Source organism: Streptomyces sp. NPDC087422 (assembly GCF_044744145.1).
Taxonomy (GTDB): Bacteria; Actinomycetota; Actinomycetes; order Streptomycetales; family Streptomycetaceae; genus Actinacidiphila.
Window position 1 is genome coordinate 1 of record NZ_JBIUXT010000007.1, and the last position, 23,608, is coordinate 23,608.

The window sequence follows — 23,608 nt, forward strand, 5'->3', positions numbered from 1 at the left end:
CACACTCGCGATCCCCGCATCCCGGCAGGCACGGGCAACGCGGACAGCAATTTCACCGCGGTTCGCGATGAGCACCTTGCGCACGATGGCTCCCTCCTTGAAACAAGCCGAGTTTAGGTACTGGCCACACTTGGTGCCGAGGCACCCCTGCACGTGAGCTTCCCCACACGGAGGGTGATCCATGGGCCTGAAGAACCCGTGAACGCCTGCTCAGTCCACGGTACGGCCCCGCTCGGGCCGATGTCCCGCACTCATCGGTGTGGGGGAGATCTCCCTGTAAGTCTGCGAAGAGACCTGACGTTCTTTTGTGGAAACCCTACGAATAGCGAGCGGAATCTTTGCCGTCGGTGTTTCCCGACCGGCCGCCGGTGTCCCCGAACGAGTGGGGTGACGTTCCGGATCGCGCGCGCCGGACTCCCCGTACGGGTGGAACGACCGGCGTGGCCAGACCCCTTGCCGCCGGTTGTACCGGTGAGTAGCCTGCGACAGGCGGGGGTACCAGCGGTAACCGGGCCCCGGACGACGGCCGAAGGGGACAGTGTGCGCAGAGGTATAGCCGTCGGCACCGCCGTGGTCCTTGTTCTCGAAGCCCTCACCATCGCCTTCGTGAACTGGATACTCGGCCTCGCCGTACGCCATCAGTCCATGTCGCTCGCCGGTCTCGACTCCGACGCCATGGCCATCGGATCGTGGGTGGGCGGCGCGCTGTTCGGCCTCTTCCTCATCCTGTGCGCGGTGCTCGTCGTGCGGATAGTGCGCCGCGACGAGATGACCGGCCGGGTCGCCAGGATCGTGCTCATCGTCTGCGCGGTGGTGCACGGCGTGGTCGGCGCGCTGGTCGTCGGCCTGATCGGCTGGTACGCGTTCGTGCTGATGATGGTGATACTGGGCGGCCTCGTCGCCACGCTGCTGATGTACGCGCCCGAGGACCAGTCGCGGGAGGCCGCCGAGAGCGGGACCGCGAACGGCAACGGCGGCGAACTCCCGCCGCCCGCCACGGCCTGAGCGCCCCCGGAACCGGCCCCAGACCCGGAACCGACCCCGGAACCGGCCCAGGACCGACCCCGGACCCCGCCTCCCGCGCCCGCTGACGGCGGCTCAGACCCACAGATCGGTGATCCGTACCCCCAGCTCGGCCAGCAGCCGCCGCAGCAGCGGCAGGGACAGGCCGATCACGTTGCCCGCGTCGCCTTCGATGCCCTCCACGAAGGGCGCGGAGCGGCCGTCGAGGGTGAACGCGCCCGCCACGTACAGGGGTTCACCGCTCGCCACATACGCGGCGACCTCGTCGTCGTCCGGCGTCCCGAACCGTACGGTCGTGGACGCGGTCTCGGCGACCTGCTTGCCGCTCGCGGTGTCGATCACGCAGTGCCCGGTCCGCAGCACCCCGCTGCGCCCGCGCATCGCCTGCCAGCGCGCCACCGCCTCGGCCGCGTCCGCGGGCTTGCCCAGCGCCTGGCCGTCGAGTTCGAGTACGGAGTCGCAGCCGATCACCAGCTCGCCGCCGTCGAGCGCGCCGCTCCCGGCCACCGCGTTGGCCTTCGCCTCGGCCAGTACGCGGGCCAGTTCGGCGGGCGTGGCGGCCGTGATCGCGTCCTCGTCGACACCGCTGACGATCACGCGCGGGTCGAGGCCCGCCTGTTTCAGCAGCCCGAGCCGGGCGGGCGAGGCGGACGCGAGGACAAGGGTTCTGGAGCTGCTCATCGGCCCATCGTAGGCACCGACACCCGTACGGGGGACGCGGGTTCACGGCCGCGTCCGGGGCGGCTGGCGGCGCCGGTGCCGCTCTCCGGGCTGGTCCTGGCCGGTGCGGGCCGTTCTCCGGGCCGGTCCTGGCCGGGACGCGCGGGTTCACGACCTCCAGGTCGCCACCAGCATGACCACGGCGGCTGCCAGCGCGATCACCAGCATCGCGCGGCGCAGCATCGCCTGCGCCTTGCGCATCTCCTCCGGCGGTTCGTCCCGCGGGTCCGACCACAACATGTCTCCAGGGTTGCGCCCCGGCGAACCGGAGCGCCTGAGTACGGATACTCAGGATCACCCTGTTACTGGTGTGACATCCGCCGCCGACCCGACATTCCGCTCACGCGGGCCAGGCCGACGCCCGCCACGCGCCGGGCCCCGGCGCCGGTACGCCGCGCGGCACATTGCGCGCCGGGTCGGCCCAGCCGTCCAGCGGGGCCGGGCCGTCTGCGCTCTTCCCGGCCGCCGCGGCCCGCGCCTGGACGAGGGCGACGACGGCCGCCAGTTCCTCGGGGGTCGGGCTGCCCCGCTCCACCTTGATCACCATGAGCGCTCTCCTCCTCGGCTCGCGGGTCTGTGTCCGGCGGGTCCCGCGGGTCCTCGCCCCGGGCCCCGCGCGGTCCGTCTACAGCGGGATGTTGCCGTGCTTCTTCGGCGGCAGGCTCTCCCGCTTGTTGCGCAGCGTCCGCAGCGCCTTCACGAGCTGCGCGCGGGTCTGGGAGGGCGCGATGACCGCGTCCACGTAGCCGCGCTCCGCGGCGATGTACGGATTCAGCAGCGTGTCCTCGTAGTCCGCGATGAGCCGCGCCCGCAGCTCCTCCGCCTCCTGCGGGGTGGCCGCCTCCGCCAGCGTGCGGCGGTGCAGGATGTTGACGGCGCCCTGCGCGCCCATCACCGCGATCTGGGCCGTGGGCCAGGCCAGGTTCAGGTCCGCGCCCAGGTGCTTGGAGCCCATCACGTCGTACGCGCCGCCGTACGCCTTTCGAGTGATGATCGTGATCAGCGGAACCGTGGCCTCGGCGTACGCGTAGATCAATTTGGCACCGCGGCGGATGATGCCGTCCCACTCCTGACTGGCGCCGGGGAGAAAACCGGGAACGTCGACGAAAGTGACCACGGGGATGTTGAAGCTGTCGCAGGTCCGCACGAAACGCGCCGCCTTCTCGGAGGCGTTGATGTCGAGACAGCCCGCGAATTGGAGCGGCTGGTTGGCGACCACACCCACGGGACGGCCTTCGACACGGCCGAGACCGGTGAGGATGTTCGGCGCGAACAGCGCCTGGGTCTCCAGGAATTCGCCGTCGTCCAGGACATGCTCGATCACCTTGTGCATGTCGTACGGCTGATTCGCCGAGTCCGGGATCAGCGTGTCCAGTTCGAGGTCCTCGTCCGTGACCGCCAGATCCGCCTCGGCGGCGAAGGACGGCGCCTCCTGGAGGTTGTTGCTCGGCAGGTACGACAGCAGCGCCTTGACGTACTCGAAGGCGTCCTTCTCGTCACCGGCCAGGTGATGCGCGTTCCCCGACGTCGAGTTGTGGGTACGGGCGCCGCCCAGCTCCTCCATGCCGACGTCCTCGCCGGTCACCGTCTTGATCACATCGGGACCCGTGATGAACATGTGCGAGGTCTGGTCGACCATCACCACGAAGTCGGTGATCGCGGGGGAGTACACCGCGCCGCCCGCGCACGGGCCCATGATCAGGCTGATCTGCGGGATCACCCCGGAGGCGTGGGTGTTGCGGCGGAAGATCTCGCCGTACATGCCGAGCGAGGTGACGCCCTCCTGGATGCGGGCGCCGCCGGAGTCGTTGATGCCGATCACCGGGCAGCCGGTCTTCAGCGCGAAGTCCATCACCTTGACGATCTTCTCGCCGTAGACCTCGCCGAGCGCGCCGCCGAAGACCGTGAAGTCCTGCGAGAACACCGCGACCGGGCGGCCCTCGACCGTGCCGTAGCCGGTGACGACACCGTCGCCGTACGGCCGGTTGCTCTCCAGGCCGAAGTTGGTCGAGCGGTGCCGCGCCAGCTCGTCCAGCTCGGTGAACGACCCCTCGTCCAGGAGCAGTTCGATCCGCTCGCGGGCCGTGCCCTTCCCCTTGGCGTGCTGCTTGTCCACCGCGCGCCCGGAGCCCGCGTGCGTCGCCTCCTCGATACGGCGGCGCAGGTCCGCGAGCTTGCCCGCGGTGGTGTGGATGTCGTGTTCCTGCTCGGACATGGAGGCGGCTCTCCTGCTCTCGGCGGGACTTGCTGACTGGCCGGTAACGCTGTTCCGTAGCGTAGTGGCGACTCTGGGGTACGAGCAGTGCGGCGTTGGACACACTCCGGTACCCGCCTCATAGGGTGAGGACATGACGCCCAGCCGCTGGTCCGACCTGGAACGACCGCCGCTCAACGCCGCCGCGCTGCGGCGCGCCGTGGTCACCCCCGACGCGCTGTGGACCGCGCTGGACGTGGTGGACGCCACCGGCTCCACCAACAGCGACCTGGCCGCCCGCGCCGCGCGGGGCGCCCCCGAGGGGGCGGTCCTCGTGGCCGAGGAGCAGACCGCGGGCCGCGGACGGCTGGACCGCCGCTGGTCGGCGCCGCCGCGCTCCGGGCTCTTCTTCTCGGTACTGCTCCGACCGGGTGGCGCCATGGCCGCCCGTACCGCGCCCGACGGCACGCCGCTCCCGGCGCACGCCCCGGTGCCGGTGCACCGCTGGGGCTGGCTGCCGCTGCTCGCCGGGGTCGCCACCGCCACCGCCCTGTCGCGGGCCGCGGGCGTCGACACGGCACTCAAGTGGCCCAACGACCTGCTGGTCACCGTGGACGGCGAGGAACGCAAGGCGGGCGGCATCCTCGCCGAGCGCGCGGGCGACGACGGCGTCGTCATCGGCATCGGCCTCAATGTGTCGCTGCGCGCCGCCGAGCTGCCCGTCCCCACCGCCGCGTCCCTCGCCCTGGCCGGGGCCAAGGGCACCGACCGCGACCCGCTGCTGCGGGCGGTCCTGCGCTCGCTGGCCGACTGGTACGGCGCCTGGCGCGCGGAGGACGGCGACCCCGCCGCGTCCCGGCTCCAGCAGACCTACGCGGCGGGCTGCGCCACCCTGGGCCGGGAGGTCCGCGCGGAGCTGCCGGGCGACAAGGAACTGGCCGGTACCGCGGTCGGGATCGACGGCGACGGCCGCCTGGTGATCGCCACCCCGGACGGCGCCGAGCAGCCGGTCGCCGCGGGCGACGTCGTCCACCTCAGGCCCGCGCGCTGACGCGGCGGGACACCGCCGCGGAGACCGGCTCGCGCGCCGTTCCGTCGCGCGTCACGGGTGTCTCACCGGCGCCCTGGTGAGAGTGAGCCACGGCACACCTGCCGTATCGTTGAGGGGCTGCGTCGTCTCGATGATCGGAAGGGCTGTGCGCAGGGATTCCTCAAGGGCTGGGCGGTGAGCGTGGAGAACGCGGGCACCCCGCCAGACGAGCCGCACGACTCGGATCCGGGTGCCGCCCCGGAGCCGGACGGCGTCGATCCCGCCGACCCTCCGATCGCACCGGACGCCGCGGACGTACCCGACCCCGTGGACGCGCCGGATCCGGCCGATTCCGTCGATGGCACGGACGCGTCAGACCCGGCCGACCCGGCCGACCCGGCCGATCCAGTGGATCCAGTGGATCCGGTCGATCTTGAGGAGCAGGGAGAGCCGGGCGAGTCGGGGGAGCACCCGCTGGCGCTGCGCCTGGAACAGCTCATCCTCGGCGCGCCCCGCCGCTACACCCCCTTCCAGGCCGCCCGCACCGCGGGCGTCTCCATGGACCTGGCCTCCCGCTTCTGGCGGGCCATGGGCTTCGCCGACATCGGCCAGGCGCGCGCGCTCACCGAGGCGGACGTCCTCGCCCTGCGGCGGCTGGCCGGCCTGGTCGAGGCGGGGCTGCTCAGCGAGTCGATGGCGATCCAGGTCGCCCGCTCCACCGGCCAGACCACGGCCCGGCTCGCCGACTGGCAGACCGACTCCTTCCTCGAAGGTCTCACCGAGCCCCCCGAGCCGGGGATGACCCGCGCGGAAGTCGCGTATCCGCTGGTCGAACTCCTCCTGCCGGAACTGGAGGAGTTCCTCATCTACGTCTGGCGCCGCCAGGTCGCCGCCGCCACCAGCCGGGTCGTCCAGTCCGACGACGAGGAGGCCGTCGACCGGCGGCTGGCCGTCGGCTTCGCCGACCTCGTCGGCTTCACCCGGCTCACCCGGCGCCTGGAGGAGGAGGAACTGGGCGAGCTGGTCGAGGCGTTCGAGACCACGGCCGCCGACCAGGTCGCCGCGTACGGCGGACGGCTGATCAAGACCTTGGGCGACGAAGTCCTCTTCGTCGCCGACGACCCCGGCACCGCCGCCGAGATCGGCATACGCCTCATCGAGACCATGACCGGCGACGACAGCATGCCCGCCCTGCGCGTCGGCATGGCCTTCGGCACCGTCACCACCCGCATGGGCGACGTCTTCGGCACCACCGTGAACCTCGCCTCCCGGCTCACCTCGATAGCGCCGCGCGACGCCGTCCTCGTCGACGGCGACTTCGCCGAGGCGCTGGGCGAGGCCGGTGACGCGCCGCTGTCCGAGGCGGACGTGGACGCCACCGAGGCGGAGAAGTACCGCTTCGCCCTCCAGCCGATGTGGCGCCGCCCCGTGCGCGGCCTCGGCGTCGTCGAGCCCTGGCTGCTCTCCCGCCGGGACTGAGGTCCGCTCCGCCCCGACCGCGCCACAGGCGCGCGCTCCGGCCTGCCCGCGCGCCGCGTCCCTGACGCCGTGCCCCGCTTCCGCCGGGTCACCCGACTTTCCCCGCCCCATTTGGCGTGCCCTCTTGTCCGCCCCGTTGGTTCCTTAGTACGGTAGGGAACCACTACAGCAACGGAGGCAGGATGTCACTCCTGGAAGAGGGCGGGCCGATCTTCGCCCAGATCGCGGCCGAGCTGGCGAATCAGATCGCCGACGGGACGGTGGGCGAGGGCGAGCGCGTCGCGTCGAGCAACGAGCTCGCGGTCTTCTACCGGGTCAACCCGGCCACCGCGGCGCGCGCGCTCACCGTCCTGTCGGACGAGGATCTGGTGGAGAAGCGGCGCGGCGTCGGCATGTTCGTCGCCCAGGGCGCGCGGGACCGGCTGGTGCGGGGCAGGCGGCGGCGCTTCGCGGACCGGTACGTACGGCCGCTGGCGGTCGAGGCGGCGCGCCTCGGGATCGGGCAGGACGAACTGCTCGGCCTGCTGCGCGACGAGCTGGCCTCGGTCGCGGTGACGTCGCAGGCGGCGGGCGCCACCGCGCCGCACTCCGCGCCGCACTCCGCGCCGTCCGCCACGACCGCCGGCGCGACCGCCCCGCCTGGTACCACGGCCGCCACCACGACCACGGCGGCGACGGTCGGGGGCGACGTATGAGCCCGGTCGTCTCGCTGACCGGCGTCGGACGCGCCTTCCGCGACCACCAGGCGCTCACCGACGTCAGCTTCGAGCTGGACACGCCGTGCATCGCCGGACTGGTGGGCCGCAACGGCGCGGGGAAGACGACGCTGCTGCGCATCCTGGCGGGCCAGGAGATCGCCACCTCCGGGACCGTGCACGCCTTCGGCGCCCGGCCGTTGGAGAACGACGCGGTGCTGCGCCGGATGATCCTCGTCCGCGAGGACCAGACGTACCCCGACCTGAAGGTGCGGCACGCCGTCGCGGCGGCCTCGCTGCTCTACCCGAACTGGGACAAGGAGCTGGCGGGCACGCTGCTGGACGCGTACGAGCTGCCGCCGACCCGGCCGATCAAGAAGCTCTCGCGCGGCATGCGGACCGCCCTCGGCATCATCATCGGGCTGGCCGCCCGCGCCGAACTCACGCTGTTCGACGAGCCGTACGCGGGCCTCGACGCGGTCGCCCGCTCGCTCTTCTACGACCAGCTCCTCGCCGACTACGCCGCCCACCCCCGGTGCGTCGTGCTCTCGACCCACCTCATCGACGAGGCCGCCGAACTCCTCGACCGCGTCCTGGTCCTGGACCGCGGCCGGCTGGTCCTCGACGCGCCGACCGAGGAACTGCGCGGCACCGCCACGACCGTCACCGGCCCGGCCACCGCCGTGGACCGCTTCATCGCCGCCCGTGCGACGCTGAGCCGCCGCACGATGGGCGCGCAGACCAGGGCGGTGATGGTAGGCCGCCTGGACGACCGCGACCGCGAACTGGCCGCACACCTGCGCCTGCGCCTGGAGGAGTGCACCCTCCAGCAGCTCGCGGTCCACGCGGCCGAGCGCCACGGCGCGGCCGACGCCGGACCCCACGACCCGTCCGGCCTCACGACTGCGAGGGCATCCTGATGCGTCCCACCCCGGTGCTCTCCGTCGTCCGGTATCTGCTGCTGGACCGCTTCACCTACCTCGTCCTGCCCTGGGAGTGGGCCGCCTTCGGCTTCGTCCTGGACGTGGTGATCCTGCGGCTCACCCCGGCGGCCCACGCCGACCACCGCTGGGTCGGCGGCCTGGCCGCGGCCTTCCTCGTGATGTTCGCCGTGGGCCTCCAGACCGTCGCCCGCGCGCTGCCGTTCGCCCTCACCCTCGGTGTCAGCAGACGCACCTACCTGCGCGGTGTCACCGCCCTGGCCGGGGCCCTCGCCGTGGCCTTCGGGCTGGTCGTCGCGGTCGGCCAGGTCCTCGAACGCGCGACCGGCGGCTGGGGCATGCGCATGGCCTACTTCCGCGTCCCGTTCCTGCTGGACGGCGCCTGGTACGTCTCGTGGCTCACCGCCGCCGTCGCCTTCTTCCTGCTGTTCGTCTACGGGATGTGGTACGGCCTGGTCTTCCGCCGCGCCGGGTTGCCCGGCGCCACGGCCTTCGGCGGGGCGCAGCTCGGGGTGCTGGCCCTGGTCGCGCTGATCGCCACATGGGCGCACGGCTGGAAGGGCATAGGCCACTTCTTCGCCGGGCTCACCGCCCTCGGGGTCACCGGGGTCCTCGCGGCCGTCGTCGCCGTGCTGCTGGCCGGGGGATTCGCGACCGTCCACCGTATGACCGTATGAATCCGGCGTGAGGCGAGCGCCGTCCGGCCCGGTGCGGTGCGAGCGCCGTCCGGACCGGTGCGACCGTGCCGTCCCCCGCGGGGAGGGGGATGGCAGGATGGGGGTTCACGGTCGTTAACCGGAGGGCGGGCGAATGGAAGCGCAGGGGACGGCGGAACGGCGGTTCGGGGAGTGGGTGGCGGTCCGCCGGCACGGCGAGCGCGTCGCGGAACTGGTGCTCGACCGGCCGAAGGCGATGAACGCCGTCTCCACGCGGATGGCCGTCGCGATCGGCGACGCCTGCGCGGCGCTGGCGGCCGACCCCGGCGTCAGCGTCACGGTCCTGACGTCCACCCACGACAAGGCGTTCTGCGTCGGCGCCGACCTCAAGGAGCGCAACGCGTTCACCGACGCCGACCTCGTACGCCAGCGCCCGCACACCAGGGCCGCGTACACCGGCGTCCTGGAACTGCCGATGCCCGCCGTCGCGGCGGTGCACGGCTACGCGCTCGGCGGCGGCTTCGAGCTGGCGCTCGCCTGTGACGTGATCGTGGCCGACGAGACGGCCGTCGTCGGCCTGCCCGAGGTCTCGGTCGGCGTCATCCCCGGCGGTGGCGGTACCCAACTGCTGCCCCGCAGGGTCGGCGCCGCCCGCGCGGCGGAACTGGTCTTCACCGCCCGCCGCGTACCGGCCGCCGAGGCGCTCGCTCTCGGCCTGGTGGACCAGCTCGCGGCCGGGAACGGCGCCCGCGCCGAGGCGCTGGCGCTGGCCGACCGGATCGCCGCGAATTCGCCGGTCGGCCTGCGCTCGGCCAAGCGCGCGCTGCGCCTGGGCCAGGGCCTCGACCTGCGCGCCGGGCTGGAGATCGAGGACGCCGCCTGGCGCGCCACCGCCTTCTCCGCCGACCGCGCGGAAGGCGTGGCCGCCTTCAACGACAAGCGGCCCCCGCGGTGGCCCGGCGCGTGATCGCCGCGCGCGGCCACTGTGCGTAGTCGCCGACGGGCGGGCGCAGCGCCGAACGGGCTCCGTTCGGCGCAGCCAGCGCTCCAAACCGGACAAACCTCCCTAGCCTGGACAGATGGTGGACGGGACGGCCGATCTCCGGCTTCGAGCGGTCGTCGAGCTGGCACAGGCACTGGCGACCGAACAGACGCCGCTGGCCGCGGTACGGGCCGGGGCGCGGCGGGCGCGGCTCGCGATGGACGCGTCCTTCGCGGCGATCTCGACGTGGGAGCGGGAGACCGGGCGGCTGCGGGTCCTGGTCAACGACGGGGAGCTGGCGCCCGGCGAGGAGCCGGAGCCGGACGACGAGTCGTACTCGGTGCACGACTTCCCGGAGATCGTGGAGTTCCTGCACGGTGAGTGGGCGCGCGGCGGCGAGCCGCACGCCTGGGTCGAGACCGCCGAAGGAACCGGCGCGTCGCCCGGCGGCAGCAGTTGGGGCCGGGCCGCGGCACTGCGGCGGCGCGGACGCGGCTCCTGCGTGGTCGCGCCGATCGTGCTGCACGGCAGGGCGTGGGGCGAGCTGTACGTGGCCAGACGCGCCGGGGTGTCCGGCTTCGACCGCGGGGACGCCGACTTCGCGACGGTGCTGGCCGCCGTCATCGCCTCCGGGATCGCCCAGACCGAACGGCTCGCCGAGGTGCAGCGGCTGGCCTTCACCGACCCGCTGACCGGGCTCGGCAACCGCCGGGCCGTGGACGTACGCCTCGACGAGGCGCTGGAACGGCACCGGGCGGACGGGGCCGTGGTCAGCCTCGTGGTGTGCGACCTCAACGGTCTGAAGAAGGTCAACGACCGGCTCGGGCACGCCGTCGGCGACCGGCTGCTGGAACGATTCGGCTCGCTGCTCTCGCTGTGCGGCGCCATGCTCCCCGGCAGCCTGGCCGCCCGCCTCGGCGGTGACGAATTCTGCGTCGTGGCCGTCGGGCAGGAGCCGGACGAGGTGGTCGCGGCGGCCGACGAGCTGTGCGGGCGGGCCGCGCAGCTCGAAGTCGGCGAGGGCGTGGCCTGCGGTGTGGCGTCCACCGGCGATCCGATCGGGCCCGTGCGCTCGGCGCGGCGGCTGTTCCGGCTGGCCGACGCGGCGCAGTACCAGGCCAAGGCGCTGCGCGCGGCGCACCCCGTCGTCGCGGGGCGCGCCGGGCCCGAGGACCCCGTCGTGCGGCTCGCCGACTCGCCGCCGGCCCGCGAGGGCGAGCGCCGCCGCATCCGCGGCAACCGTCCTTAGGGCGTGTCCGCGACGTCCCGTCCGGCCGGGACCCGCGGGGGCGGGGCCGGAGAGTGCTGGTCGCAGAGGGGAGTGACAGGGCGGCTTTCAGTGCTTAGGGTGCGTGAATATGAATATGCATAACGTGGTCATCGGTGCGCACGGCGCCCCCGCCGACGACGTACTCGCCGTGGCGCGCGACGGCGCGCGGGTGGAGCTGGCGCCGGAAGCGCTGGCGGGGATCGCCAGGGCGCGTGAGGTGATCGAGGCGCTGGCGGCGAAGCCCGAGCCGGTCTACGGGGTGTCGACGGGCTTCGGGGCCCTGGCGGTACGGCACATCAGCCCGGAGCTGCGGGCCCAGTTGCAGCGCAGCCTCGTACGGTCGCACGCGGCGGGGATGGGCCCGGCGGTGGAGCGCGAGGTGGTCCGCGGGCTGATGTTCCTGCGGCTGAAGACGCTGGCGTCCGGCCGTACCGGGGTGCGCCCGGTGGTCGCGGAGACGATGGCGGCGCTGCTGAACGCCGGGATCACGCCCGTCGTCCACGAATACGGCTCGCTCGGCTGCTCGGGCGACCTCGCCCCGCTGGCGCACTGCGCGCAGGTGCTGATGGGCGAGGGCGAGGCGGAGGGCCCGGACGGCACGGTGCGCCCCGCCGCGGAACTCCTCGCGGAGCACGGCATCGAGCCGGTCGTCCTGCGGGAGAAGGAGGGCCTGGCCCTCATCAACGGCACCGACGGCATGCTCGGCATGCTGGTGATGGCCTGCGCCGACCTGGCCCGGCTCTTCACCGCGGCCGACATCACCGCCGCGCTGACCCTGGAGGCCCTGCTCGGCACCGAGAAGGTCCTCGCCCCCGAGCTGCACGCGATCCGCCCGCACCCCGGCCAGGCGGCCAGCGCCGAGAACATGCGCCGGGTGCTGGAGGGTTCCGGGCTCACCGGCCACCACCAGGACGACGCGCCGCGCGTGCAGGACGCGTACTCCATCCGCTGCGCCCCGCAGGTCGCGGGCGCGGGCCGCGACACCCTCGCGCACGCCCGCCTGGTCGCCGAGCGCGAACTGGCCGCCGCCGTCGACAATCCGGTGGTCCTTGAGGACGGCCGGGTCGAGTCCAACGGCAACTTCCACGGCGCGCCGGTCGCGTACGTCCTGGACTTCCTCGCCATCGCCGCGGCCGACCTCGGCTCCATCGCGGAGCGCCGCACCGACCGGCTGCTGGACAAGAACCGCTCGCACGGCCTGCCGCCGTTCCTGGCCGACGACCCCGGCCTCGACTCCGGTCTGATGATCGCCCAGTACACGCAGGCCGCGCTGGTCAGCGACATGAAGCGGCTCGCGGTGCCCGCGTCGGTGGACTCGATCCCGTCCTCCGCGATGCAGGAGGACCACGTCTCCATGGGCTGGTCGGCGGCGCGCAAGCTCCGTACGGCCGTCGACAACCTCACCCGGATCATCGCCGTCGAGATGTACGCGGCCACCCGCGCGCTGGAGATCAGGACCACGACGGGCGAGCAGCGCCCGGCGCCCGCTTCGGCCGCGGTCCTGGCGGCGGTACGCGCGGCGGGCGTGCTGGGCGCGGGCCCCGACCGCTTCCTGTCGCCGGACCTGGAGGCGGCCTACCGCTTCGTACGGGCCGGAGAGCTGGCGCGCGCGGCGGAGTCGGTCACCGGCCCGCTCGCGTGAATCCGTGAGCGGAACGGCGACCGTGTGAGCGACGCCGTCAGAAGCTCTGGCGGGTGCGGCGGCCGGCGTTGACGATCAGCCCCGCGCCCGCCACCAGGAACGCGGCACCGCCGATGAGATACGGCTTGGTGTCGATGCTGCCGGTGTCGGCGAGGCCGATCTGCTCCGCGGCGGAGCGCGTGGTGGCCGTACTGGCCGTACTGGCCGTGCTGGTCGTACGGGTGTGGGCCGCGGTCTTCGTGTGCGCGGAGGTCGCGGCGTCGTCGGGACTCGCGCTCGCGGACGGGACGAAGAACAGCGCCGCGAGAGCGGCGGCCGCTGCTGCGGCGACATAGGGACGGGGCGAGGTCAACGGATCCCCCAGCTGGTGCGGCGAATTGACCGTAGGGGCAGATGGTAGTGACTTGGTGTGGCTCGTGGGAAGCCGCGGCGAAGGCGCTTACGCTCCGTGGCATGAGCGCTACTGAGATTCCCCGCGGCGAGAGCGGTCCGCGGTACGTACGGCTCCAGGTGGAACTCGTCCTGGAGGTCTCCGGGCCCGACGAGCTGCGCGGCGCGGCCCTGGACCACATCGGCGCCGACGAGTTCATGCCGCCGCAGGAACGCCTGCACGCCCGCGACGCCGTCGGCAAGGACGAGTCGGAGGCGCTGGCGTACCTCGTCGACCCGGCCGACCTGCTCTCGGCCGTGCCGGGCGTCGACCTCGTCCAGGCGTCGTGGTCGTGCGCGCACACCGAGTACGACCCGGACTCCGACGAGTGGGACCTCGACGAGGAGGACGCGGACGCCGAGGACTAGGGCGTGTCCGGGGGTCCGGCGGCGCCGGAAGCGGAGCCGGACGCTCCGCGCCGACCGGCCCGGAGGCGGCGCCGGGACAACCCCTCCCACCTGCGCGAACGCGCCGCCTCCCGTCGCGTGCGGCCGGAACCGGCCCGCGTGCGTTACCCCACAATTCCGGCACTCGGGGCACGGTTACCGGTGTCGGCCTGTTTTCATGGCATGTGGACGAAGCTCGTCATTCACCCGCGAGCGACCCCAGCCCATTGGAGACACGCGTGACGCCGCCCGACAACGCACATGCCCCCGCCAAGCGCTCGCCCTTCACCCGCCGCCGCGCACTCGCGGCCGCCGCGGTGCTGATCGGCGGTGCCGTCACGCTGACGGCGTGCGGCGGCGGAGGCGGCGGCGACAAGGCCGCGGGCGGCGACAAACCGACCAGCTCCGCCAGCTCGTCCCCGTCGGGCGGCCAGTCCCCGTCGGCCGCCGCCCAGTCCAAGGAGGACGCCGCGGCGGCGAAGCAGGCGTCCGACGCGAAGATCACCATCACGCCCAAGGACGGCAGCACCGGCGCGAGCATCCACAACGACGCCAAGGTCACGGTGGCGGGCGGCACCCTGACCTCGGTCACCATGACGTCCAAGGCCACCGGCAACAAGATCGCGGGCACCATATCCGCCGACCGCACGAGCTGGACCCCGGACGTCGCGCTGGCCCGCGGCACGCAGTACGCGATATCGGCCGCCGCCACCGACTCCCAGGGCCGTACGGCCGCGGCGAACGGCACCTTCTCGACCGTCTCCGCCGCCAGCAGCTTCATCGGCTACTTCACGCCGGAGGACGGCTCCACCGTCGGCGTCGGCATGCCGGTCTCGATCAACTTCGACAAGGCGATCACCAACCGCGCCGCCGTCGAGGCCGCGGTCTCGGTGACCTCCAGCAGCGGCCAGCGGGTCGAGGGCCACTGGTTCAGCTCCACCCGGCTCGACTTCCGCCCCCAGCAGTACTGGCAGGCGGGCTCGCACGTCTCCCTCAAGCTCAAACTCGACGGCGTCAAGGGCGGCGCGGGCATCTACGGCGTCCAGGACAAGACGGTGAACTTCACCGTCGGCCGCTCCCAGGTCTCCACCGTCGACGCCGCGACCCACCAGATGACCGTCGTCCGCGACGGCAAGGTCCTCAAGACCATCCCGATCTCGGCGGGCGCCCCGGACCACAGCACGTACAACGGCCAGATGGTCATCTCCGAGAAGTACCAGACCACGCGGATGAACGGCGCGACGGTCGGCTTCACCGAGGACGACGGGAAGGGCGAGTACGACATCCCCGACGTCCCGCACGCCATGCGGCTCAGCAACTCCGGGACCTTCATCCACGGCAACTACTGGGGCAGCAAGTCGATCTTCGGCGCCACCAACACCAGCCACGGCTGCGTGGGCCTGAGCGACACCAAGGGCGGCAAGGACCCCAACACCCCGGCCGCCTGGTTCTACAACAACTCCATGGTCGGTGACGTCGTCATCGTCAAGGACTCCGCCGACAAGACGATCCAGCCGGACAACGGGCTCAACGGCTGGAACCTGTCCTGGGCGGCGTGGACGGCTCCGCAGGCGTAAGGCTTTCACGCCTCCTGCTGGAGGGCCCAGCTCGCCGGGTCCTCCAGCACCGTGCGGACGGAGCTGTACGCCGCGCCCCGCAGCACCCCGTCGCGGCCCAGCCTGGACGTCACCACGTCCTCAGGGCGCCACTGCCGGTCGGTGACGCGGGCCGCCAGCTCCCGCCGGACGCCCGGCAGCAGCCACGGCGCCAGTTCGGCCAGCGGGCCGCCGACCACCACCGCCTGCGGGTCCAGCAGGTTCACCGCGCCGCTCAGCGCGATGCCGAGCGCCGCGCCCGCCTCCTCCAGCGCCTTCAGCGCCGCCGGGTCGCCGTCGGCCGCCGCCGCCCGCAGTGCCGGGCCGCCGCCCGCGCCCACCCCCGCCGCCCGCAGCAGCGCCTCCTCGCCCGCGTACGTCTCCAGGCAGCCGTGCGCGCCGCACGAGCACAAGGGGCCGTCCGGGTGCACCGGTACGTGGCCCAGCTCGCCCGCGAAGCCGCGGGCGCCGCGGAACAGGCGGCCCTCCACGACGAGGGCGGCGCCGATGCCGATCTCCGCGGAGACGTGCACGAAGTCCGCGAGCCTCTCGTGGCCGCCGAGCCACAATTCGGCGAGTGCGCCGAGATTCGCCTCGTTCTCCACGACCGTGCCCTCGCCGAGGGGGGCCGCGACGGCCACGTCCTCCCAGCCCAGGTTCGGGGCGCGCAGGACCGTGCCGCGGTCCTTTCCGACCAGGCCGGGGACCGCCACTGTCGTGGCGACCGGGCGCAGGCCGCTCCCGGCCGCCTCCCTGGTCACCTTCGCCGTCAACTCGGCCAGTTCCGCCAGCACTTCGGCGGCCGGGCGGCCGCGGTTCGCCGCCTTCGCCTCGGCGTGGCAGCGGACGGTGCCGCGCAGGTCCACCACGCAGGCGGCCAGGTGGTCGACGCCGACCTCGGCGCCGAGGCCGGCGGGGCCGCGCTCGCTCAGGGCCAGAGCGGTGCCGGGGCGGCCGACGGTGCCGGGGCGCTGCGCGCCGCGCTCTTCCACCAGGCCGGCCGCCAGCAGTTCGTCCACCAGCGTCGAGACGGTCGCCCTCGTCAGGCCGACCTCTGCCGCGACGGCGGCGCGCGTGACGTTCTCGCCTGCGGCGAGGGCACGCATGACCAGTGCCATGTTGCGGCGCCTCAGGCCCGCTTGCGCGCCCATTCCCTTACCCACGCCGTCCTCCATCCCATCCCCCCAAGTATGTGCGGCTGCGCCGCGGCGGTGTTCTCTGCCCGCCCGCCCACCCGTGCGGGTGCTTTTTCGTCTGCGGGTGCCGCCTGTGCCTGGGTCGGTGCCGGTCCGGGGCACCTCCTCGAAATGCGGCTACCTGGTCTCCTGTATCCGGCACCCTCCCTGTCACCGCATTTCTGCGGGGGCACCCCGGCCCGTCCCCTCCCGGTCCGTCGGCGTCCGACGGTCCGGTGGGGGTGGCCGGGGGAGGGGGTTCTTTTCGGCGTGCCGCCCTGCGCCGGTGCCCCCTCCCGGTGAGTCGGAATGCTCGGGCCCTTCCTCCAACAGCCCAACGAAGCCCCTGCCAACCCCCCCAGCACCCGCACCCCCCGCCCACCCGACTGGACGTCGGGTGGCGCAGGGCCCGGCCCCCCTACCACCCACCCCCTCCCCAGCCACAGCGGACAGGCGGGCGCCGACGTACCGGAGGGGACGGTGCGGGGTGCCCCCGCAGGGGGACGAACGGGCAAGGGCAGAAGCGAGTGGAAGTGGCCGCAGGTTCGTCGCCCGAGGAGGTGCCCCGGGCCGGGACCGACCGGGCACAAGCGGCACCCGCAGACGAAGAAAGCACTCGCACGGGTGGGCGGGTGGGAAAGAAACGGGCGCCGCCCCCAGAAAGGCGGCGGGGTCAGCGGCCGGCCGCCAGCGGGAGCGCGGAGGAGAGGCGGGCGAGCGCAGCGTCATCGCGGGGAAGGGGCGGGTGGAGAGCCCCTGCCGCGGTACCCCAGCGGAGCGCGACGGCGGAGGGAGACTCCTTGGTGAGGAGAGCCGCGGCCTGGGCGGCGGCGCCCAGCGCGACCAGCTCCGCGGCACGCGGCACCTGAACGGCCCGCCCCGAAAGGCGGCGGACGGTGTCGAGCCAGGCCGCGCCCCGGGCGCCGCCGCCGATGAGGAGAAGGGGCTGGTCGGAGGGGGCGGAGTCCACGGCGAGCACCTGGTCGAGGGCGGAGAGTAGCGCGTAGACGGCCCCGTCGTAGGCGGCCTGGAGCACCTGTCCGGCGGACGTGTCGTGGCGCAGGCCGGTCAGCAGCCCCGAGGCGTACGGCAGGTTGGGAGTGCGCTCACCGTCGAGGAAGGGGAGGAAGGCGACGGAGCCGCCGGGCTCCACCTCCTCCCGGTCGAGCCGCAGGAGCGCGGCCACCTTGTCGACGGCCAGCGTGCAGTTGAGGGTGCAGGCCAGCGGCAGCCAGCCCCCGTCGGCGGCGGCGAACCCCGCGACGGTCCCGGACGCGTCGGTCGGCCGCCGCCGCGAAACGGCGTAGACCGTACCGGAGGTACCGAGGCTGAGGACGGCGCGTCCGGGTTCGAGGCCGAGGCCCAGCGCGGCGGCGGCGTTGTCGCCGGTGCCGGAGGCGACAAGGGTGCCGGGCCGCAGGGGCAGACCGGCGGAGACGGTGCCCGCCTCCTCGCCGGGCCCGAGGACGGTCGGGAGCAGCGCGGGGTCGAGCCCGATCTCGGCGAGCAGCCCGTCGTCGTAGGTCTCGGTGCCCGAGGCCCACCAGCCGGTGCCGGAGACGTCGCCGCGGTCGGTGACGGCGGCACCGCCGAGCCGCTCGGTGAGGAAGTCGTGGGGGAGGCGTACGGCCGCGGCGGCCGCCGCGACCTCGGGCTCGTGCTCGGTGAGCCATGCCCACTTGGCGGCGGTGAAGCTGGCCGCGGGCACGGAGCCGAAGCGCTCGGCCCACCACTGCGCGCCGTGCCGTTCGACGAGCGCGGCGGCCTGCGGCGCGGACCGTACGTCGTTCCAGAGCAGCGCGGGCCGCAGCGGGCGGCCGGCGGCGTCGAGGACGACCAGCCCGTGCTGCTGCCCGCCGACCGATATCGCCTCGGCGCGCGCCGCGTACTCCCCGGTCTGCCCGATCGCGTCGCGCAGCGCCGTCCACCACACCTCGGGGTCGGTCTCGCGTCCGGCCCCCGAGCTGACCGTGTGCGGCGCCTGCCCGGCGGCCAGGACGGCGCCGCTGTCCACGTCGACGGCCAGCACTTTCGTGGACTGCGTGGAGCTGTCCACCCCGAGCACGACCCGTCCCGTCCCTGCTTTCGACCCCATGCGATTCCCGATCCCTTCGCGAGCGCCACTTCCCATCGCTGGTCTCGCATACTAATTTGTTTAACAGTCTGACGAATAGGAGCCAGTCGCAATGACTTCCGAGAGTCTTACCCCGGCCCCCGAGCACAAGTTCACCTTCGGCCTGTGGACCGTCGGCTGGCAGGGCCGCGACCCGTTCGGCGACGCCACCCGCGCCCCGCTGGACCCGGTCGAGTCCGTCAACCGGCTCTCCGAGCTGGGCGCGTACGGCGTCACCTTCCACGACGACGACCTGATCCCGTTCGGCTCGACGGACGCGGAGCGCGACGCGCTGGTCAAGCGGTTCCGGCAGGCGCTGGACACCACCGGGATGACCACCCCGATGCTGACCACGAACCTCTTCACGCACCCCGTCTTCAAGGACGGCGCCTTCACCGCCAACGACCGCGACGTCCGCCGCTTCGCCCTCCGCAAGACCCTCCGCAACATCGACCTCGCCGCCGAGCTGGGCGCGGAGACGTATGTGGCGTGGGGCGGCCGGGAGGGCGCGGAGTCCGGCGGCGCCAAGGACGTACGGCTGGCGCTCGACCGGATGAAGGAGGCGTTCGACCTGCTCGGCGAGTACGTCACCGAGCAGGGCTACAACCTGCGGTTCGCGGTCGAGCCGAAGCCGAACGAGCCGCGCGGCGACATCCTGCTGCCGACCGTCGGCCACGCGCTGGCCTTCATCAACTCGCTGGAGCGCCCCGACATCGTCGGCGTCAACCCCGAGGTCGGCCACGAGCAGATGGCCGGGCTCAACTTCCCGCACGGCATCGCCCAGGCGCTGTGGCACGGCAAGCTCTTCCACATCGACCTCAACGGCCAGACCGGCATCAAGTACGACCAGGACCTCCGCTTCGGCGCGGGCGACCTGCGCTCCGCCTTCTGGCTGGTCGACCTGCTGGAGACCGCCGGATACCGGGGGCCGCGGCACTTCGACTTCAAGCCGCCGCGTACCGAGGACTACGACGGGGTGTGGGCGTCGGCCGCGGGCTGCATGCGCAACTACCTGATCCTCAAGGAGCGCGCCGCCGCCTTCCGCGCCGACCCCGAGGTGCAGGCCGCGCTGCGGGCCTCGCGCCTGGACGAGCTGGCCCTGCCGACGCTCGGCGCGGAGGACACGCTGGGCGGACGGCTGGCCGGACTGCTCGCCGACCGCGGCGCGTACGAGGACTTCGACGTCACGGCGGCGGCCGAGCGGGGCATGGCCTTCGAAGCGCTCGACCAGCTCGCCATGGACCACCTGCTGGGTGTCCGCTGACCGGGGACAGGCGGCCCGGCCCGCGGTGACTCCCGCGGGGTGCGGGTCGCACCCCGCGTCAGACTTCCCGAGCGAACTGTCACGGGCCTGTGCAGGGCCCGTGGGAGAGCTGTTCAAGGAACTCCTCACCCGGGCTTTATCCCCGGCTCATCGCGGCACCCTGTTTCTCAGCACTCCCTCACACCCGCCTCACCGGAACGTCACCGCTGATTCCTAGCGTTCGCGGCAGCGGGAGCGGAGTGGACGCACCCCCTCCTCGCGTCCACTCCACTCCCGGCTCCACCCACTGCCACCCACGAGGAATCGGATGTTCTTCACGTATCTCCGGCGCGAGCTGCGCCGCCGACGCAAGGCGGCACTCGTCGTCGCCCTGGGCCTCGCGCTCGGCATCGGGCTGGTCATCACCGTCAACTCCGTCTCGTCCGGCATGGGCCAGGCGCAGGACAAGGTCCTCCAGTCGCTGTACGGCCTCGGTACGGACATGACCGTCACCAAGGCCGCGCCCGCCGCCACCGCGAGCGGCGGTACGACCCGCCCCAAGTTCGACTTCGACGCGAACAGCGACGGAAAGACGCAGAGCAGCGACCGCGTCATGGTCCAGGGCTTCCAGACGCTGGCGTCCTCGGTCGTCGGCAAGGTGAGCGGCCAGCAGCACGTCGCGGGCGCGGTCGGCGGCCTCAGCCTCCAAGTGCTCAAGATCGACGGCTCGTTCACGCAAGGCCAGTTCCAGCAGAAGCAGGGCACCTCCGGCGGCAGCGGCGGCGGGCGCGGCGGCGGCAACACCCCGCCGCAGGGCGAAGTCCGGGGCGGCGGCGCGCAGTTCGACGCCAACAGCTACACGCTGTACGGCGTCGATGTCTCCAACCTCGCGCTCGGACCGCTGACTTCGTCGAAGATCACCTCGGGCGCCACCTTCACCGCCGCCCAGGCGGACGCCGAGGTCGCCGTGGCCGACTCCGCGTACGCCAAGGAGAACAAGCTCTCGGTCGGCTCGACGGTCACCGTCAAGGACACGAAGTACAAGGTCATCGGCATCGCGACCGCCGACAGCGGCCAGGCGGCGGCCAACCTCTACCTGCCGCTGAAACAGGCGCAGACGCTCTCGGACTCCGCGGACAAGATCACCACGGTGTACGTCAAGGCGTCCGGCTCGCAGCAGATCGACAGCGTCAAGTCGGCCATCCAGAAGAACATTTCGGGGACCACGGTCACCACCTCGGCCGACCTGGCCTCCACCGTCTCCGGCTCGCTGTCGACGGCGTCCTCGCTCGCCACCAACGTCGGCAAGTGGCTGTCGATCGCCGTCCTCGTCGCGGCCTTCCTGGTCGCGGGGCTGCTCACCTCCTCCGCCGTCAGCAGGCGGGTACGGGAATTCGGCACGCTCAAGGCGCTCGGCTGGAAGAGCGGCCGGGTCACCCGGCAGGTGATGGGCGAAGCGCTGGTCAACGGGCTGCTCGGCGGTGTCCTCGGCATCGCGCTCGGCCTGGCGGGGGCGTACGCGGTCACCGCGATCAGCCCGACGCTCAGCGCTCAACTCGGCTCCAACGGAGGCGGTGGCGGTGCGGGCGGCGGCGGGGGCGGCGGCTTCGGCGGCCCGGCCCGTTCCGCCGCCAAGACCGTCGACATCGCGCTGAGCGCCCCGGTCAGCGTCCACACCATCGCCCTCGCCGTCGGCCTGGCCGTCGCGGGCGGCCTGATCGCGGGCGCCTTCGGCGGCTGGCGCGCCTCCCGGCTGCGCCCCGCCGACGCCCTGCGCCGCGTCGAATAGCCCCTCGTCCAGAAGGAATTGACCATGTATCAGTTGACCGGCGTGACCAAGCGCTACCGGCGCGGCAAGGCCACCGTGGACGCACTCAAGGGCATCGACCTGGCCATCGCCGACGGCGACCAGCTCGTCATCCAGGGCCCCACCGGCGGCGGCAAGTCCACGCTCCTCCAGATGCTCGGCGGCCTCGACCGCCCGACATCGGGCGCCGTGGAACTGGACGGCGTCGACCTCGCCAAGCTCGGCGAGGCCAAGCTCACCAAGGTGCGGTCGGAGAACATCGGCTTCATCTTCCAGAGCTTCAACCTCATCCCGACCCTCACCGCGCAGGAGAACGTCGAGACCGCCCTCGTACCCATGGGGGTCAAGGGCGCGACCCGCCGCGAACGCGCCGCGCGGGCACTGGAGTCGGTGGGCCTCGGCGAACGGCTGACCCACCTGCCGTCCGAGCTCTCCGGCGGCCAGCAACAGCGCGTCGCCATCGCCCGCGCCCTGGTCAAGGAGCCCAAGGTGCTGCTCGCCGACGAGCCCACCGGCAACCTCGACGAGGGCACCCGCGACGACATCATGGGCCTGCTCGAAGGGCTCTGGCGCGACCGCGGCCTCACCTTCATCCTCGTCACCCACGACTCGGGCATCGCCAAGCGGGCGCCGCGGCTGGCGACGATCAGGAAGGGGACGCTGACGCTGCGCGAGCGCACAGCCGCCTGAGTCGGGAGCGCGGCGGGCCCCCGCCTCCCCTCCGCCGGTCGATCCGTCCGGCGGCGGAGAGGCGGCGCCGCGTTGTCGGTGCCCGGTGCCACGCTGGACCGCGGACGGGCCGCACGCCCGAGAGCCGGGCCGCCGTGCCCGGCCCGCCGCGACCAGGGGAGACCGATGTCAGAGCCGACCGCACCACTGCGTACGACCTTCACCGCCGTCGTCCTCGACGCGCCCGACGCGACGGCGCTCGCCGACTTCTACCGGCGGCTGCTCGGCTGGGAGGTCACCGCGCGGGAGCCCGACTGGGTGAAGCTCAACCCGCCCGGCGGCGGCACGGGCCTGTCCTTCCAGACCGAGCCCCTCTACACCCCGCCGACCTGGCCCTCCGCCCCCGCCGCGCAGCAGATGATGCTGCATCTCGACTTCGAGGTCACCGACCTCCCGGCGGGCACCGCCACCGCCCTGGCCTGCGGCGCCACCCTCGCCGCGCACCAGCCGGAGGACGACACGCGGATCTTCCTCGACCCGGCCGGTCACCCCTTCTGCCTCTGGGTGCGCACCGACGTCTGAGCCCCGCCGGGACCGGGGCCGCGGAGCCTCAGGACCCGGGCCGGGCCCGCTCCCGCCGACCCGCGCGGGAATCTCTTCGAGAAGATCCCGGATTCGCGCGTGAGGTCTCCGGATCAGGGGTGTCTTAAGAATGTCAGGGCCCATGAGGCCGCCACATGCACCGTAGGGTCGGCGTATTCGTACGATCCACCGTCGTGCGATCCGCGTCAGTGGATCCGCGCGACCCGGCCGGTGCACTTGCGAACACCAGGAGACCCGGTATGACCACGACGAAGGCCGAAGCGCCGGTTTCGCCCCAGCGCACCAGCACGGACCGCGACGACGACGGCAGCAAGGGGCAGGGCCTGGAGAAGCGGGCCGACGGCGCCTTCCGCGTGCCCGCCGAGCGCGGCCGTACGTCCATCGCCAATTCCGTCGTGGAGAAGATCGCGGGCATGGCGGCACGCGAGGTGCTCGGCGTCCACGACTTCGGCGGCAGCCTCGCCCGCAGCATGGGCGCCATCCGCGACCGCGTCCCCGGTGGCCGCCCCAACGTGACCCGCGGCGTCAAGGTCGAGGTCGGCGAGCGGCAGACGGCCGTGGACCTGGAGCTGGTGGTCGAGTACGGCGTCGCCATCACCGATGTGTCCGCCGACGTACGGGAGAACGTGATCTCCGCCGTCGAGCGCATGACCGGCCTCGAGGTCGTCGAAGTCAACGTCTCGATCGTCGACGTGCACCTGCCCGACGAGGACGACGACACCCCCGCCGAGGGACGAGTGCAGTAGCCGTTCTCCGGGGGCGCCGGGGCTGTCCCACCCCGGCGCCCCCGCACGCCGCTGCCGCTCGCACGAACCCGGTGCCGTACGGCACACCCCCGTGGACCGCGATCACCTGTTGGACGGACGACGTTGACCTGCTTGTACGTGCCTCTGCTCGCCGCCGAGGACCCGGCGCGGTGCCGTGTCCGGTGAGGCGTCCGACGGGGCGCCGTCGC

The 23,608-nt window shown here is 73.1% G+C and carries 24 protein-coding genes; 16 read left to right on the top strand and 8 right to left on the bottom strand.

Annotation, left to right across the window (positions count from 1 at the left end):
- Positions 1-84: biotin carboxylase N-terminal domain-containing protein (locus ACIO6U_RS22520; protein ID WP_355335748.1), on the bottom strand; the 84-nt coding region annotated here is incomplete at its 3' end.
- A 456-nt stretch (positions 85-540) separates the two neighbouring features.
- Here ACIO6U_RS22520 and ACIO6U_RS22525 point away from each other — a divergent pair.
- Positions 541-1,005, top strand: coding sequence for a hypothetical protein (locus tag ACIO6U_RS22525; protein ID WP_401721632.1), 465 nt, complete (start codon positions 541-543; stop codon positions 1,003-1,005).
- 93 nt (positions 1,006-1,098) lie between these two features.
- Here ACIO6U_RS22525 and ACIO6U_RS22530 read toward each other — a convergent pair whose 3' ends face one another.
- The 4 genes from ACIO6U_RS22530 to ACIO6U_RS22545 form a co-directional block, all read right to left on the bottom strand.
- Complete coding sequence (locus ACIO6U_RS22530) at positions 1,099-1,704, bottom strand: nucleoside triphosphate pyrophosphatase (RefSeq protein ID WP_355349852.1); 606 nt, start codon at positions 1,702-1,704, stop codon at positions 1,099-1,101.
- A 147-nt stretch (positions 1,705-1,851) separates the two neighbouring features.
- Positions 1,852-1,983 carry a morphogenic membrane protein MmpB gene (mmpB, locus tag ACIO6U_RS22535; RefSeq protein WP_262928358.1) on the bottom strand — a complete coding sequence of 44 codons (132 nt, stop codon included), beginning with the start codon at positions 1,981-1,983 and terminating at the stop codon, positions 1,852-1,854.
- Between the two features lie 100 nt (positions 1,984-2,083).
- Positions 2,084-2,290, bottom strand: coding sequence for an acyl-CoA carboxylase subunit epsilon (locus ACIO6U_RS22540; RefSeq protein WP_355349856.1), 207 nt, complete (start codon positions 2,288-2,290; stop codon positions 2,084-2,086).
- 78 nt (positions 2,291-2,368) lie between these two features.
- Positions 2,369-3,958 carry an acyl-CoA carboxylase subunit beta gene (locus tag ACIO6U_RS22545; protein ID WP_401721636.1) on the bottom strand — a complete coding sequence of 530 codons (1,590 nt, stop codon included), beginning with the start codon at positions 3,956-3,958 and terminating at the stop codon, positions 2,369-2,371.
- 133 nt (positions 3,959-4,091) lie between these two features.
- On the opposite strand from ACIO6U_RS22545, the gene ACIO6U_RS22550 reads away from it, so the two are divergent.
- The 8 genes from ACIO6U_RS22550 (at position 4,092) to hutH (ending at position 12,632) form a co-directional block, all read left to right on the top strand.
- Positions 4,092-4,988, top strand: a complete 897-nt coding sequence (locus tag ACIO6U_RS22550; RefSeq protein ID WP_391049059.1) for a biotin--[acetyl-CoA-carboxylase] ligase — start codon at positions 4,092-4,094, stop codon at positions 4,986-4,988.
- A gap of 387 nt (positions 4,989-5,375) precedes the next feature.
- Positions 5,376-6,446, top strand: coding sequence for an adenylate/guanylate cyclase domain-containing protein (locus tag ACIO6U_RS22555; RefSeq protein WP_401722233.1), 1,071 nt, complete (start codon positions 5,376-5,378; stop codon positions 6,444-6,446).
- A gap of 182 nt (positions 6,447-6,628) precedes the next feature.
- Positions 6,629-7,141 carry a GntR family transcriptional regulator gene (locus tag ACIO6U_RS22560; RefSeq protein WP_401721639.1) on the top strand — a complete coding sequence of 171 codons (513 nt, stop codon included), beginning with the start codon at positions 6,629-6,631 and terminating at the stop codon, positions 7,139-7,141.
- The gene (locus ACIO6U_RS22565) at positions 7,138-8,061 is read left to right on the top strand and encodes an ATP-binding cassette domain-containing protein (protein WP_401721642.1); all 924 of its coding nucleotides are present in this window, start codon (positions 7,138-7,140) and stop codon (positions 8,059-8,061) included. Before ACIO6U_RS22560 ends, ACIO6U_RS22565 begins: the two co-directional genes overlap by 4 nt.
- Positions 8,061-8,759 carry a hypothetical protein gene (locus ACIO6U_RS22570; RefSeq protein WP_401721645.1) on the top strand — a complete coding sequence of 233 codons (699 nt, stop codon included), beginning with the start codon at positions 8,061-8,063 and terminating at the stop codon, positions 8,757-8,759. The genes ACIO6U_RS22565 and ACIO6U_RS22570 overlap by 1 nt, the downstream gene beginning before the upstream one ends.
- 133 nt (positions 8,760-8,892) lie before the next feature.
- On the top strand, positions 8,893-9,705 hold the full coding sequence (locus ACIO6U_RS22575) for an enoyl-CoA hydratase/isomerase family protein (protein ID WP_401721648.1): 813 nt from the start codon (positions 8,893-8,895) through the stop codon (positions 9,703-9,705).
- A 112-nt stretch (positions 9,706-9,817) separates the two neighbouring features.
- Positions 9,818-10,969: a sensor domain-containing diguanylate cyclase gene (locus ACIO6U_RS22580; protein WP_355349877.1), complete on the top strand. Its 1,152-nt coding sequence runs from the start codon at positions 9,818-9,820 to the stop codon at positions 10,967-10,969.
- Between the two features lie 109 nt (positions 10,970-11,078).
- Positions 11,079-12,632: a histidine ammonia-lyase gene (gene hutH, locus ACIO6U_RS22585; RefSeq protein ID WP_355349880.1), complete on the top strand. Its 1,554-nt coding sequence runs from the start codon at positions 11,079-11,081 to the stop codon at positions 12,630-12,632.
- 37 nt (positions 12,633-12,669) lie between these two features.
- On the opposite strand, the gene ACIO6U_RS22590 is transcribed toward hutH, so the two are convergent.
- Positions 12,670-12,984: a hypothetical protein gene (locus tag ACIO6U_RS22590; RefSeq protein WP_401721652.1), complete on the bottom strand. Its 315-nt coding sequence runs from the start codon at positions 12,982-12,984 to the stop codon at positions 12,670-12,672.
- A gap of 101 nt (positions 12,985-13,085) precedes the next feature.
- Between ACIO6U_RS22590 and ACIO6U_RS22595 the strand changes: the two genes are divergently transcribed.
- Positions 13,086-13,430, top strand: coding sequence for a hypothetical protein (locus tag ACIO6U_RS22595; RefSeq protein WP_401721655.1), 345 nt, complete (start codon positions 13,086-13,088; stop codon positions 13,428-13,430).
- Positions 13,431-13,687: 257 nt separating this feature from the next.
- Entirely contained in the window at positions 13,688-15,025 is a 1,338-nt protein-coding gene (locus ACIO6U_RS22600) for an Ig-like domain-containing protein (RefSeq protein ID WP_401721658.1), read from the top strand.
- Between the two features lie 5 nt (positions 15,026-15,030).
- On the opposite strand, the gene ACIO6U_RS22605 is transcribed toward ACIO6U_RS22600, so the two are convergent.
- Both ACIO6U_RS22605 and xylB read right to left on the bottom strand, forming a co-directional pair.
- Positions 15,031-16,194 carry an ROK family protein gene (locus ACIO6U_RS22605; protein ID WP_401722236.1) on the bottom strand — a complete coding sequence of 388 codons (1,164 nt, stop codon included), beginning with the start codon at positions 16,192-16,194 and terminating at the stop codon, positions 15,031-15,033.
- Positions 16,195-16,891: 697 nt separating this feature from the next.
- Positions 16,892-18,313 carry a xylulokinase gene (gene xylB / locus ACIO6U_RS22610; RefSeq protein ID WP_355349895.1) on the bottom strand — a complete coding sequence of 474 codons (1,422 nt, stop codon included), beginning with the start codon at positions 18,311-18,313 and terminating at the stop codon, positions 16,892-16,894.
- A 91-nt stretch (positions 18,314-18,404) separates the two neighbouring features.
- On the opposite strand from xylB, the gene xylA reads away from it, so the two are divergent.
- The 5 genes from xylA to ACIO6U_RS22635 all read left to right on the top strand — a co-directional run bounded on the left by xylA (position 18,405) and on the right by ACIO6U_RS22635 (position 23,399).
- Positions 18,405-19,595 (top strand): xylose isomerase, encoded by a 1,191-nt coding sequence (gene xylA, locus ACIO6U_RS22615; RefSeq protein ID WP_401721661.1) that lies wholly within the window; start codon positions 18,405-18,407, stop codon positions 19,593-19,595.
- A gap of 307 nt (positions 19,596-19,902) precedes the next feature.
- Positions 19,903-21,363 (top strand): ABC transporter permease, encoded by a 1,461-nt coding sequence (locus ACIO6U_RS22620; RefSeq protein WP_401721664.1) that lies wholly within the window; start codon positions 19,903-19,905, stop codon positions 21,361-21,363.
- Between the two features lie 24 nt (positions 21,364-21,387).
- Positions 21,388-22,071: an ABC transporter ATP-binding protein gene (locus ACIO6U_RS22625; RefSeq protein WP_401721667.1), complete on the top strand. Its 684-nt coding sequence runs from the start codon at positions 21,388-21,390 to the stop codon at positions 22,069-22,071.
- 165 nt (positions 22,072-22,236) lie between these two features.
- The gene (locus ACIO6U_RS22630) at positions 22,237-22,632 is read left to right on the top strand and encodes a VOC family protein (RefSeq protein WP_401721670.1); all 396 of its coding nucleotides are present in this window, start codon (positions 22,237-22,239) and stop codon (positions 22,630-22,632) included.
- Between the two features lie 260 nt (positions 22,633-22,892).
- Positions 22,893-23,399, top strand: coding sequence for an Asp23/Gls24 family envelope stress response protein (locus ACIO6U_RS22635; protein ID WP_355349910.1), 507 nt, complete (start codon positions 22,893-22,895; stop codon positions 23,397-23,399).
- Positions 23,400-23,608 lie beyond the last annotated feature (209 nt).

Bases quoted from the DNA above. Each gene is read 5' to 3' on its own strand.
- ACIO6U_RS22575 (WP_401721648.1), top strand. From the start codon at position 8,893: ATGGAAGCGCAGGGGACGGCGGAACGGCGGTTCGGGGAGTGGGTGGCG.
- ACIO6U_RS22635 (WP_355349910.1), top strand. From the start codon at position 22,893: ATGACCACGACGAAGGCCGAAGCGCCGGTTTCGCCCCAGCGCACCAGC.
- ACIO6U_RS22540 (WP_355349856.1), bottom strand. From the start codon at position 2,290: ATGGTGATCAAGGTGGAGCGGGGCAGCCCGACCCCCGAGGAACTGGCG.
- ACIO6U_RS22550 (WP_391049059.1), top strand. From the start codon at position 4,092: ATGACGCCCAGCCGCTGGTCCGACCTGGAACGACCGCCGCTCAACGCC.
- ACIO6U_RS22530 (WP_355349852.1), bottom strand. From the start codon at position 1,704: ATGAGCAGCTCCAGAACCCTTGTCCTCGCGTCCGCCTCGCCCGCCCGG.
- ACIO6U_RS22580 (WP_355349877.1), top strand. From the start codon at position 9,818: ATGGTGGACGGGACGGCCGATCTCCGGCTTCGAGCGGTCGTCGAGCTG.
- ACIO6U_RS22620 (WP_401721664.1), top strand. From the start codon at position 19,903: ATGTTCTTCACGTATCTCCGGCGCGAGCTGCGCCGCCGACGCAAGGCG.
- ACIO6U_RS22595 (WP_401721655.1), top strand. From the start codon at position 13,086: ATGAGCGCTACTGAGATTCCCCGCGGCGAGAGCGGTCCGCGGTACGTA.
- xylA (WP_401721661.1), top strand. From the start codon at position 18,405: ATGACTTCCGAGAGTCTTACCCCGGCCCCCGAGCACAAGTTCACCTTC.
- xylB (WP_355349895.1), bottom strand. From the start codon at position 18,313: ATGGGGTCGAAAGCAGGGACGGGACGGGTCGTGCTCGGGGTGGACAGC.
- hutH (WP_355349880.1), top strand. From the start codon at position 11,079: ATGAATATGCATAACGTGGTCATCGGTGCGCACGGCGCCCCCGCCGAC.
- ACIO6U_RS22545 (WP_401721636.1), bottom strand. From the start codon at position 3,958: ATGTCCGAGCAGGAACACGACATCCACACCACCGCGGGCAAGCTCGCG.
- ACIO6U_RS22605 (WP_401722236.1), bottom strand. From the start codon at position 16,194: ATGGGCGCGCAAGCGGGCCTGAGGCGCCGCAACATGGCACTGGTCATG.
- ACIO6U_RS22570 (WP_401721645.1), top strand. From the start codon at position 8,061: ATGCGTCCCACCCCGGTGCTCTCCGTCGTCCGGTATCTGCTGCTGGAC.
- ACIO6U_RS22565 (WP_401721642.1), top strand. From the start codon at position 7,138: ATGAGCCCGGTCGTCTCGCTGACCGGCGTCGGACGCGCCTTCCGCGAC.
- ACIO6U_RS22625 (WP_401721667.1), top strand. From the start codon at position 21,388: ATGTATCAGTTGACCGGCGTGACCAAGCGCTACCGGCGCGGCAAGGCC.
- mmpB (WP_262928358.1), bottom strand. From the start codon at position 1,983: ATGTTGTGGTCGGACCCGCGGGACGAACCGCCGGAGGAGATGCGCAAG.
- ACIO6U_RS22560 (WP_401721639.1), top strand. From the start codon at position 6,629: ATGTCACTCCTGGAAGAGGGCGGGCCGATCTTCGCCCAGATCGCGGCC.
- ACIO6U_RS22630 (WP_401721670.1), top strand. From the start codon at position 22,237: ATGTCAGAGCCGACCGCACCACTGCGTACGACCTTCACCGCCGTCGTC.